This window comes from Vibrio sp. 10N.286.52.F8 (assembly GCF_041468745.1).
Lineage (GTDB): Bacteria > Pseudomonadota > Gammaproteobacteria > Enterobacterales > Vibrionaceae > Vibrio > Vibrio crassostreae_C.
The window spans coordinates 118,240-129,026 of record NZ_JBFRJF010000014.1 but is presented as its reverse complement, the minus strand read 5'-3'; the positions used below and the strand labels follow the sequence as shown (position 1 = coordinate 129,026).

Genomic DNA, 10,787 nt, shown 5'->3' with positions numbered 1-10,787 from the left:
CACATTTCAGGACGGGACAGTGAATGAATAAGTAAGGCCGACATCATGTCGGCCTTTTTGTTTTCGCTTTTCTAGTTGGCGTGTACCTAGTTATTCATCGCCAGTTTACCTAGCTTCATTGCAGCTGCATGGTGGCGGTGCATTAGTTGCTCCATGTCTACTCCAATTACTGCTCCATCGTTAACTCGCCATTTTCCGGCTACCATCACTTTATCCGCTTGTTGAGCTCCACAAAGTAGTAGTGCAGCCAGTGGATCGTGGCTACCAGAGAAACGAATGTCGTCGAGCTTGAACATCGCGATGTCGGCTTGTTTACCGACTTCTAGCGTACCGATATCCGTTCTGCCCATTGCTCGTGCAGAGCCTGATGTCGCCCAGCGCAGTGCATCAAAGTGTGAAACGTTGGCGGAACCATATTGCAGGCGTTGTAGATACATCGCCATGCGCACTTCGGCAATCATATTAGAGCCGTCGTTTGAGGCCGAACCATCCACACCTAGCCCGACTTTTACGCCTGCTGCTTCTAGATCGTTGTTTTTACAAATACCGGAAGCCAACATCATATTGGAAGTTGGGCAGTGACTGATACCAATGCCTGCTTTACCCAAACGTTTGATCTCTTCTGGATTGAAGTGAATACCATGAGCGAGCCAAGTGCGCTCGTTCAGCCAACCCACATCTTCTAGGTAATCGACAGGGCGTAAGCCAAACTTCTCTATACAGAAGTCTTCTTCATCGAGCGTTTCGCATAGGTGCGTGTGCATCATGACGTTTTCACGCTCACTGATCTTGGCGGTCTCTTTCATCAGGTCGGTAGTGACTGAGAACGGCGAACAAGGCGCGAGCGCGATTTGAATCATCGCCCCTTCATCACGCTGGTGGTAATCACGAATCAAGCGTTGGCTGTCATCAATGATGGTTTGTTCGGTTTGAATGGTGTGTCTTGGTGGCAATCCACCCTCATCTTCCCCTAGGCTCATGGAACCTCGGGTAAATATCGCTCTAACGCCCAGTTTCTCTGCGGCCTCGACTTGCAAATCAATAGCGTGCTCAAGCCCGTCTGGTAGCAAGTAATGGTGATCGGAAGCAGTGGTACAGCCCGACATCATCAGCTCAACCAGAGCAAGCTCTGTTGCGAGGCTCATCATCTCCGAATCGAGGTTGGCCCAAACTGGGTATAGGCTTTGTAGCCAATGGAAGAGTTCTTTATTGAGTGCGCCGGGGTAGGCACGAGTTAAGGTTTGATAGAAGTGGTGGTGCGCATTGATAAGCCCAGGAGTCACAACATGACGAGAGGCGTCGACGCTGTAATCTACGGGTAAGGTTGGTTCTTTGTGTTTACCAACCAATTCAATGATCTTATTACCTTTAATGACAATGCCGCCTTCTGCATCAGCCAGTGAGCCAGTGTAGATTGCGAGAGGATTCTTAATCCAGATGGTTTCCATTCATAGTAGTCCTTAGCCATCTCAGCCTTTTCAGGGAAGAGGGTCTTTATTGGTATTTGCTGTTGAAAGATAAATTCGAATCAGGGCGTTAAAACGTTCGATGTTGTAATCAGCCCTGATCCTACGGAAATCGGTTTTACGTTAGTCAGTGAACCCGTTAGTTCGAGAATCAGCTAGTTCGTTTTTGGATCAGGATTTTCTGATGCCGCTTGAACGTCTGCTTCTGTACTTGCTTGTTGAATCTCTAATTGCTCGCCTGAGTGTAGCTCTTCTTCAGCCTGTTCTTTCATTTCTAGCTCAACTTGCGCTTGGCTCTCGGCTAATGCTTCTTGTTCTTCAGCTTTTGATGATTTTGGTAACACAAGATTTAGCAGAACCGTCATAATGGTGCCTGTGGTGATGCCCGAGTGAAGGAAGTTCGCCAAATCGTGCGGCAAGTGTTGTAGCAGTCTTGGTTCGAAAGTGACGGCCAAGCCAGACGCCAAACCTACACAGATTACCAAGGCATTTCGTTTGGTGTCTGCGGCTTTGATCAACATGCGGATACCCGCGTAAGCAATCATACCGAACATCACAAAGCCCACACCACCCAAAACAGGTTTCGGAATCGTGACGGCAATTGCAGCTAATTTCGGGAATAAACCGCCTAAAATTAGTAAACCACCTGTTGCAGCCACTACATAGCGACTTGCTACCCCTGTGATGCCTACAATGCCGACGTTTTGACTGAATGACGCCAATGGCATCGCTGTTAAAATCGAAGAGAGCGTACTACCAAGGCCATCGCCTAGCAGACCACGTTTTAGATCTTTACCGCTGACTTGGGTTTGGCAGTTGTTGCCTAATGCCATGAAATCACCCGTAGCTTCGGCGATAACCACGATGTACACCAAGCTCATACTGATGATGGCACTCGCAGAAAAGGTAAAGCCATATTTGAAGGGCTCAGGTCCGCCAACCCAAGCGGCAGAGCTGATTTGCTCAAGGTCGACCATGCCGAGTGATAGCGCCACAATGTAACCGCCCGCTAAACCAATCACGATGGCCGAAGCAGCAACCGCGCCTTTACAGTAAACCGATACGCCAACCACAATCCCCAAAGAGATCAGTGCTAGAAACAGCTTTGGCAGCGTGGCGAATTGTTCTGTGTTGGCAGGAGAGTCTCCGACCCAGTTCATGGCAACCGGTAAAATGGTTAAGCCGATTAAGGTAACCACTACACCACTTACCACGGTTGGGAATAGTTTCCGAACCTTGTCCATATAGAAGCTGGCACCAATTACCACGAACGAGCCGATAAGCGCTGAGCCCATGATTGCGGCGACACCGCCTTCATTGCCGATTGAAATAGCGACACCTAAAAAGGCAAAGCTTGAACCCATTACAACGGGCAGTCGAATACCGACAGGACCAAAACCAAGACATTGAGCGACGGTCACAATACCTGACGCCAGTAGCGCAGCATTGATCAGCGAGACGATCTCTGTGTTAGGCAAGCCGATAGAAGCGCCGACAATAAGGGGAACAGCGACGATGCCACCAATCGAGGCGAGCATGTGTTGCAGTGCGAGTAGGAGGGTTAGCCCATGAGGCGGTCTTTCATTTAGGGTGTACAGAAGTTTCATTTGATATTCCTCTGCCTGCGTTTCCGTTTACAGGCGATTGGCGGTCAAATAATGACTTCTACAAACTGCGTAGTGTCATAAAAAAGGTGCACTAACCGAGCGGATGTTTGTGCGTTCCGCTGATTAGCACAATTAGCTTTTTCTTAAAAATGGTGTTGTAACCTGTTTCTTGATAGCTCAGCCTGCGAACAGGCCAAGCGATAGTTACGTTGGGTGATTAGCCGATGAACACGAGCTTGGCGATGAAGATAGCCGCTAGGAAGTACATCGAAATTGATACGTCTTTTGTTTTGCCTGTCGCCAGTTTCAGCACTGTGTAGGTAATGAAACCCAGTGCGATACCATTCGCGATAGAGAAGGTAAGGGGCATCATTAACGCGGTAATGGCTGCAGGAGCACCGTTGGTGAAGTCTTTCCAATCAACGTGCTGCATGCTGCTCATCATTACGAATGCCACGTAAATCAACGCGCCAGAGGTTGCGTAAGCTGGGATCATGCCTGCAAGTGGAGATAGGAAAATCGCCGCTAAGAACAACACCCCAACCACAATCGCAGATAGGCCTGTTCGTGCGCCTGCTGCAACGCCCGCTGCACTTTCTACGTAACTGGTTACTGGCGGACAACCCACACACGCACCTGCCACACTTGAGATACTGTCGGCTTTCAGCGCTTTGCTTAGGCCTTCAATTTTTCCTGTTTCAGGGTTAGTTAGGTTTGCACGCTCGGCCACGCCCATCAAAGTACCCGCGGTATCGAACATGTTTACAAAAAGGAAAGCCAAGATAACGCTGATCATTGAAACATCGAGAGCGCCCATAATGTCCATTTTTAGGAACGTAGGCGCTAAGCTTGGTGGCGCCGCGAAGAAGCCGTTGTAATGCACTAAGCCAAGCATCATGCCGACGAGCGTTACACTCAAAATACCGATTAACACCGCACCAAATACTTTACGCTCACTCAGAACCGCAATGATCAAGAATGCAATCGCAGCAAGCAGAGCTTCTGGTTTCGTGAAGTCACCCAATGAAACCAAAGTTGCTGGGTTTTCGACGACGATACCCGCTGTTTTTAAGCCAATTAGACCTAAGAACAAACCAACACCTGCAGTCATTGAATAGCGCAAGCTCTCTGGAATACTCTCGATGATCCATTGGCGGACTTTGTAAAAGCTCATCCCGACGAACAAGATACCGGAGATAAACACCGCACCTAGCGCGACTTCCCAGCTGTAGCCCATTTCGCTTACTACTGTGAACGAGAAGAAGGCGTTCAAGCCCATGCCCGGCGCAAGTCCGACAGGCCAATTCGCAAATAGCCCCATTAACAAACAACCGATCGCAGCACCAATACAGGTAGCGACAAATACAGCCCCTGCATCCATACCTGAAGCGGCCATGATTTGTGGGTTAACGAAGATGATATAAGCCATGGTTGCGAAGGTGGTGACACCGCCGACTAACTCATTTTTTACGCTGCTTCCGTGTGCCTTAATCTTAAAGAGTTTCTCTAAAATTCCGTTGTTCGCATCTTGGTTGAGTATTTCTGTTTTACTCTCACTCATGTCTGCAAGTCCTTTTATGTTGTGATCCATTTATTGAATACAGCGAGATTTCAATATTAAGTTTTAAGGTTTTTCCTAGCTCTAACTCGTTATGAATAAGCTTTTCGTGGCTCATTTTTTAACTGTTAACGTTGTTAGTATTTTTATGTGAGCGTGCTTAATGAGCGCGCATCTTTTTAGATGCACGCATGAATCTGTTTATTATTGGGTGATAGAGCCTAGATCGGGATTCTAAGCATCGGGACTAACTGCCCCGATAAGTCGAGAAACTGTATGGTGAGACTAAAAGCGGAACGTGGTAGTGCGCATCGGGATCATCCAAGCCGAAGCGAATAACCACATCGTCTAGGAAAGGCACACCATCCAATTCCACACCTTTGCTTTTGTAGTAATCCGCAACGTAAAACACCAATTGATATTTCCCCGGTCGGAAATCATTCCCTGCCAGAATCGGCGCATCGGTTCGGCCATCGGAGTTAGTGATTACCGTCGCCAACTTTTCTGTTGAGTCTTCATTGACCTTATAAAGCTCTACCTTGATCTCTGCACCCGGTAAGCCGTGAGTCGTGTCTAATACGTGTGTTGTTAATCTTCCCATAGTCCTTTATTAGCGCTTTTGGCGCTCCTCTGTTCCGTGGTTTATCTGTCTGTTTCGACCTTGCAAAGAATGCAACTGGTCACTTTGTTATCACTAACTATGTACGAACTGTACACAATTAGTAAAGCGAATTGTTGGAAAAATGTTAACCACTGTGTCGTTTTTTCTGACTTTATAGATCTTGATTATCGTTTTTTGGTGAGTTTTGGTTTTATTAAGTTGTTGTTTTTAATTGGCAATAGTGCGCAAATTTAACTTGAATAACAAAATCTTTACATTGAGATAAATAATTGTATACAATAAATGTACAGGGATAAGGTTGCTCTGTTTATCGAGAATCCATTTGGTTGAATCATTTGGTGACTTATTTAAAGAGCGGCTAAGCCAACCACTTATGTTAGGAGTACTTGGATGAATAAGGATTATTCAAGAAATTTGATCGGTTACGGAGTTAACCCTCCAAACCCTCAATGGCCAGGTAATGCGCGCGTCGCGGTTTCTTTTGTATTGAACTATGAAGAGGGCGGTGAGCGTTGTTTGTTACATGGAGACGACGAGTCTGAAGCTTTTCTTTCAGAGATCCCGTCAGCACAGCCGATCAAAGGCGAACGTCACATGAGCATGGAGTCCATCTATGAATATGGTAGCCGTGCGGGTGTATGGCGTGTTCTTCGCTTGTTCGATGAATATGAAATCCCACTGACCGTCTTTGCGGTTGCAATGGCGATTGAGCGTCATCCTGACGTTGCTAAAGCCATGGTCGAAGCGGGGCACGAAATCTGTAGCCACGGTTATCGCTGGATAGACTATCAATACATTGATGAGTCTGAAGAGCGCGACCACATGACCAAAGCGATCGAGATCATCCAACAAGTGACGGGTCAACGCCCAAAAGGTTGGTACACAGGTCGAACTGGGCCAAATACGCGTCGCTTGGTTGCAGAAGAGGGCGGTTTTCTTTATGACTCAGATGCCTATGATGATGACCTGCCTTATTGGCACACCGAGACTGGTCATCCGCAATTGGTGATCCCTTATACACTTGATGTGAACGACATGCGTTTTTCAACGGCGCAAGGCTTTAACTCTGGTGAGCAGTTCTTCCAATATCTGAAAGACACGTTTGACACCCTTTATATGGAAGGCGAAACCGCACCGAAAATGATGTCGGTTGGGTTGCATTGTCGTCTGATTGGTCGCCCCGGTCGTATTGCTGCATTAAGACGTTTCTTAGATTACGTAAAACAGCACGACAGCGTGTGGTTATGTCGTCGAATCGATATCGCCAACCACTGGCACCAACATCATCCATATCAACCAAATAACGCTAATCATCAACAGCAAAAGTAGCAGTGAAGCAAGGAGGCTTAACGTGACTGAATTTCGATCATGCCAACCAACAACCATGGACCGCGATACCTTTGTCGCTCACTTTGCTGATGTCTACGAACACAGCCCGTGGGTTGCAGAAGTGGTGTATGACCAAGGTTTGAATGCCGAAGACGACCATATCGAGAATCTTCATCTGAAAATGGCATCGACCTTGTTAGGTGCAGACCAAGGCAAACAGTTGGCTTTGATCAATGCTCACCCGGATTTAGCCGGTCGAGCAGCAGTAAACGGCGAACTCACCGAGTCGTCGACCAAAGAACAAGCGGGGGCGGGCATCGACCAGTGCAACGCCGAAGAATTTGAAAAATTCACTTCTTACAACAACAGCTACAAAAGTCGCTTCAATTTCCCTTTTATCATGGCGGTGAAGGGAGCCAATCGTTACCAAATTCTTGAGTCGTTCGAGATGCGATTAGGAAATGATAGTGAAACTGAGTTTGCTACGGCGATTCAAGAGATCAACAAGATCGCGATGTTTCGTCTCTGGGATATGTAAGTTAACGGAGTTAACAGCTATCTCAGCCCAGTCTTAGTGCGCTAAGAGCACGCTTTATAAGCGAATAAGCCACTAAGTTCTCATTTTATTATTACTTGATTAATTGGATAGGATTACACGGACATGACCCAAACATTTGAACAATACATAAACCTTGCAGACGAAAAACTCGGCGCAGAAGCTACCTTCGCAACAGACGATTTTTTTGCAGATAAAAGCCGTCTTCTCAGCCACGCAGCGCCAGAGTGGAAAGACGACTTATACGACGATAACGGCAAGTGGATGGACGGTTGGGAAAGCAGACGTAAACGTGGTGAAGGTTACGACTACTGTGTCGTTCGCCTTGGCCTAGCTGGCACCATTGCTGGCGTTGATATTGATACCTCATTCTTCACAGGTAACTTCCCACCTTCGGCATCAATTGACGCGTGTTATTCACCACAAGGTGAGCCAACAGACGCAACAGAGTGGCAAGAAATTCTGCCTTCAATGGCATTGCAGGGTGATCATCATCATCTTGAAGCAATCGAAAGTGACCAAGTATTTACGCACCTACGTTTGAACATCTACCCAGATGGCGGTGTCGCACGCTTACGTGTTTATGGTCGACCAAGTGTCGATTGGGAAGCAATAGATTCTCAGCAACAAGTTGACCTAGCATCGGTTGAACACGGTGGCCGAGCACTCGCATGTAGTGACGAACACTACGGAAACAAAGCCAACATCTTAGGCCCAGGCCGCGGTGAAAACATGGGTGACGGTTGGGAAACAGCGCGTCGTCGTACACCGGGTAACGACTGGGTTATCGTGGCACTAGGCCACCCAGGTAACATCGAACGCATCGTTGTTGATACGGCTCATTTCAAAGGTAACTACCCTGACAGCTGCTCAATTCAAGCGGCTTACGTGAAAGGCGGTACCGACGACCAAGTAGAAACACAAAGCCTATTCTGGCGTGAACTGTTGCCTGCACAAAAGCTGCAAGCGCACGAGATTCACGAATTCATTTCTGAGGTAAACGACCTTGGTGCGATTACCCACGTACGTGCAAACATATTCCCAGATGGTGGTATCAGCCGTTTGCGTCTGTTTGGTACGAAAGCGAAATAGGTAAGGAAATGAGTATGAGTAATGGAATACGTCGTTTATCCATCGAACCGTTAACCAAGCAGGCTTTTGCAGAGTTTGGCGATGTTATCGAGTCCGATAATAGTGATTTCTTCATGATCAACAGTGGATCAACACGTCGCTACCACAAGCTAGCGACAACGGATGTGCAAGACCAAGACGGAGAAGCCATCATCAGCATCTTCCAAGCCACACCGCTGAGCTACCCACTGACCATCAAAATGTTAGAGCGTCATCCACTTGGCTCTCAGGCATTCATTCCATTACTTGGTCAACCCTATTTAATTGTTGTTGCGCCAAAAGGCGACGATCCAACATTAGCCAATAGCCGAGCTTTCTTGAGCAACGGCCGTCAAGGAGTGAACTATCACAAAGGGGTGTGGCATCACCCAGTTCTCGCCCTCACCGATCAAGACCAGTTCTTGATCGTCGATAGAGGCGGCGAAGGACACAACTGTGACGAAGTTTATTTCGACAGCGACCGAGTGGCGTTGCATTTGGACGATCTGCCAACGGACGACAATAAGGAAGAGCAACGCTTAGCTAAAGCGTTGTGATACAGGAGTTTATTATGGATCCGCATATTACAGAATGGTTGAATTTAGCAATACGCTGGGCTCACATGATTGTTGGTGTTGCGTGGATAGGCGCATCATTTTACTTTGTTTGGTTAGAGAATAACCTTAACCGAGTTAACCCTAAAACGGGCCTTTCAGGCGACTTATGGGCAATTCACGGCGGTGGTATTTATCACCTAGAGAAGTACAAACTTGCGCCCCCAGAGATGCCAGAGCACCTGCACTGGTTCAAATGGGAAGCCTACTTCACGTGGATCACAGGTGTGTGTCTACTGGGTGTGGTTTACTACCTCAACGCGGAGATTTACCTGATTGCACCGGGCTCTGGCCTTGATTCAACAACGGCAATCGCGATTGGTATTGGTTCATTCGTTGCCGGCTGGTTTATCTACGACTTACTGTGTGACTCGCCATTAGGTAAAACCCCCGTGTTGCTTGGCGTTGTGCTGTTTGTGCTGCTCGTCGCTGCGACATATGGCCTAACTCAAGTGTTCAGTGGCCGTGGTGCTTATATTCACGTTGGCGCAATCATTGGTACCATCATGGTCGGTAACGTATTCCGCGTTATCATGCCTGCGCAGCGTAACTTGGTGAAAGCGATAGAAGAGAAGCGCGAGCCGGACCCTGCATTGCCAGCGAAAGGTTTACTGCGTTCTCGTCACAACAACTACATGACATTGCCAGTGCTGTTCATCATGATCAGTAACCACTTCCCAAGCACTTATGGCTCGGAATACAACTGGCTGATTCTTGCTGGGTTAGCGATCTTCAGTATCTTGGTGCGTCACTACTTCAACACCCGTCATGGTAGCCAGAAGTTTGCATGGACAGTACCTGTAGCGGCATTGGGTATGATCACGCTTGCGTTTGTTACCTCGCCTTACGCGAAAAAGCAGATGACTCCGGTTGTGCAAGCGCCAGTGGTTCAAGAAGTGCAAGTAAGCGCGACTGAATCGGCGACAAAAGAGCTTGCTGAAAACGGCACAGCTTCAACTTCGGCTAGTTCTCAAGCTGCACCAGCAGACCACGCAATGCAAACGGCTAGCGCAGGCGTCAGCTTTGAAACCATCAACAAAGTCATTCAAGAGCGCTGTTCTGTGTGCCACTCATCAACCCCGAGCCACGCCGCTTTTGCTGCTGCGCCAGCCGGTGTGATGTTTGATACCCCAGAAGAGATTAAAGCCAACGTCCCAAGGATTGTTGCTCAAACCGTAACAACCAAGGTGATGCCGCTCGGCAACATGACTCAAATGACCGACGAAGAACGCGCACTCATCGGCACTTGGGTAGAGCAAGGCGCTACGCTTCAATAATGATGTGAAATCCTTTACCTAAGAGCATGAGTCTTGGGTGAGGCTTGGGGAGAGTTTGGTTTCGGGCACGCGCCAAACTCATCCCACCCTGTTTCCCCGGTTCCTATAACCGGGGCTTTTTGTTTTTGGACAAAGGAAATGCAGATTTATCATTCAGTTGGTGACTATAAATGCATATCTGGATTAAAGTGAGCTGAATTAACTTCTGCTCGTGATCTGGAGAAGATATGAAATATCTTGTGGTTATTTGGGCTCTATTGGCATTTTCAGTACAAGCTAGTTGCTTTGTTGTAGGTGATCTCAAAGGTTTTTCTACTCGTCAATTTGAAAGCTTTGAAATTGATAAAGATGGTATTTCATCTCAAAAATTCATCGTTGAGTTTAAAGGTGAGGAAAGTAGCGTATCTCCAAATAATATGAATTGCTTTCAGGTTGGTTCATCCACTCTAATTTGTGCGGATGTTGGTACTGACGGCGAATCAACTATTGAGACTTGGGCTGTTTATCCTGAGAAAGAAAAAGCGGTTTACACTAAATCTATAAATGGTTTTGGTGACTTTAATGGCGCCAACATGTTTGTTGGTAATATCAAAGGGCGTTGCGACTAACTATTTTGAAAATAATCGTAAATGTAGTGATTTAGGAAGG

10 protein-coding genes are annotated in these 10,787 nt (G+C 47.3%); 6 read left to right on the top strand and 4 right to left on the bottom strand.

The window, feature by feature from the left end; translation table 11 throughout:
- Positions 1 to 86: 86 nt before the first annotated feature.
- The 4 genes from AB4133_RS09090 to uraH all read right to left on the bottom strand — a co-directional run bounded on the left by AB4133_RS09090 (position 87) and on the right by uraH (position 5,232).
- Positions 87 to 1,448: an 8-oxoguanine deaminase gene (locus tag AB4133_RS09090; protein ID WP_372224248.1), complete on the bottom strand. Its 1,362-nt coding sequence runs from the start codon at positions 1,446 to 1,448 to the stop codon at positions 87 to 89.
- Positions 1,449 to 1,621: 173 nt separating this feature from the next.
- A complete protein-coding gene (locus tag AB4133_RS09085) occupies positions 1,622 to 3,073 on the bottom strand; it encodes a nucleobase:cation symporter-2 family protein (protein WP_372170688.1) in 1,452 nt (483 codons plus the stop codon).
- A 217-nt stretch (positions 3,074 to 3,290) separates the two neighbouring features.
- Complete coding sequence (locus AB4133_RS09080; protein ID WP_372073890.1) at positions 3,291 to 4,634, bottom strand: NCS2 family permease; 1,344 nt, start codon at positions 4,632 to 4,634, stop codon at positions 3,291 to 3,293.
- Positions 4,635 to 4,878: 244 nt separating this feature from the next.
- Positions 4,879 to 5,232, bottom strand: coding sequence for a hydroxyisourate hydrolase (gene uraH, locus AB4133_RS09075; protein WP_017069064.1), 354 nt, complete (start codon positions 5,230 to 5,232; stop codon positions 4,879 to 4,881).
- A 411-nt stretch (positions 5,233 to 5,643) separates the two neighbouring features.
- On the opposite strand from uraH, the gene puuE reads away from it, so the two are divergent.
- From puuE to AB4133_RS09045, 6 genes are all read left to right on the top strand, one after another.
- Entirely contained in the window at positions 5,644 to 6,582 is a 939-nt protein-coding gene (puuE, locus tag AB4133_RS09070; RefSeq protein ID WP_017069065.1) for an allantoinase PuuE, read from the top strand.
- Positions 6,583 to 6,604: 22 nt separating this feature from the next.
- Positions 6,605 to 7,120 (top strand): 2-oxo-4-hydroxy-4-carboxy-5-ureidoimidazoline decarboxylase, encoded by a 516-nt coding sequence (gene uraD / locus AB4133_RS09065; protein WP_017086622.1) that lies wholly within the window; start codon positions 6,605 to 6,607, stop codon positions 7,118 to 7,120.
- 123 nt (positions 7,121 to 7,243) lie between these two features.
- On the top strand, positions 7,244 to 8,230 hold the full coding sequence (gene alc, locus AB4133_RS09060) for an allantoicase (protein WP_004732858.1): 987 nt from the start codon (positions 7,244 to 7,246) through the stop codon (positions 8,228 to 8,230).
- A 14-nt stretch (positions 8,231 to 8,244) separates the two neighbouring features.
- Entirely contained in the window at positions 8,245 to 8,805 is a 561-nt protein-coding gene (locus AB4133_RS09055; protein WP_004732859.1) for an ureidoglycolate lyase, read from the top strand.
- 14 nt (positions 8,806 to 8,819) lie between these two features.
- On the top strand, positions 8,820 to 10,139 hold the full coding sequence (locus AB4133_RS09050; protein WP_372224247.1) for a urate hydroxylase PuuD: 1,320 nt from the start codon (positions 8,820 to 8,822) through the stop codon (positions 10,137 to 10,139).
- A gap of 227 nt (positions 10,140 to 10,366) precedes the next feature.
- Positions 10,367 to 10,747 carry a hypothetical protein gene (locus tag AB4133_RS09045; RefSeq protein ID WP_372073882.1) on the top strand — a complete coding sequence of 127 codons (381 nt, stop codon included), beginning with the start codon at positions 10,367 to 10,369 and terminating at the stop codon, positions 10,745 to 10,747.
- Positions 10,748 to 10,787 lie beyond the last annotated feature (40 nt).

What these genes read in the sequence shown, in the direction of transcription:
- AB4133_RS09090 (WP_372224248.1), bottom strand. Translation starts at nt 1,448, where the DNA reads ATGGAAACCATCTGGATTAAGAATCCTCTCGCAATCTACACTGGCTCA.
- AB4133_RS09085 (WP_372170688.1), bottom strand. Translation starts at nt 3,073, where the DNA reads ATGAAACTTCTGTACACCCTAAATGAAAGACCGCCTCATGGGCTAACC.
- AB4133_RS09080 (WP_372073890.1), bottom strand. Translation starts at nt 4,634, where the DNA reads ATGAGTGAGAGTAAAACAGAAATACTCAACCAAGATGCGAACAACGGA.
- uraH (WP_017069064.1), bottom strand. Translation starts at nt 5,232, where the DNA reads ATGGGAAGATTAACAACACACGTATTAGACACGACTCACGGCTTACCG.
- puuE (WP_017069065.1), top strand. Translation starts at nt 5,644, where the DNA reads ATGAATAAGGATTATTCAAGAAATTTGATCGGTTACGGAGTTAACCCT.
- alc (WP_004732858.1), top strand. Translation starts at nt 7,244, where the DNA reads ATGACCCAAACATTTGAACAATACATAAACCTTGCAGACGAAAAACTC.
- AB4133_RS09055 (WP_004732859.1), top strand. Translation starts at nt 8,245, where the DNA reads ATGAGTAATGGAATACGTCGTTTATCCATCGAACCGTTAACCAAGCAG.
- AB4133_RS09050 (WP_372224247.1), top strand. Translation starts at nt 8,820, where the DNA reads ATGGATCCGCATATTACAGAATGGTTGAATTTAGCAATACGCTGGGCT.
- AB4133_RS09045 (WP_372073882.1), top strand. Translation starts at nt 10,367, where the DNA reads ATGAAATATCTTGTGGTTATTTGGGCTCTATTGGCATTTTCAGTACAA.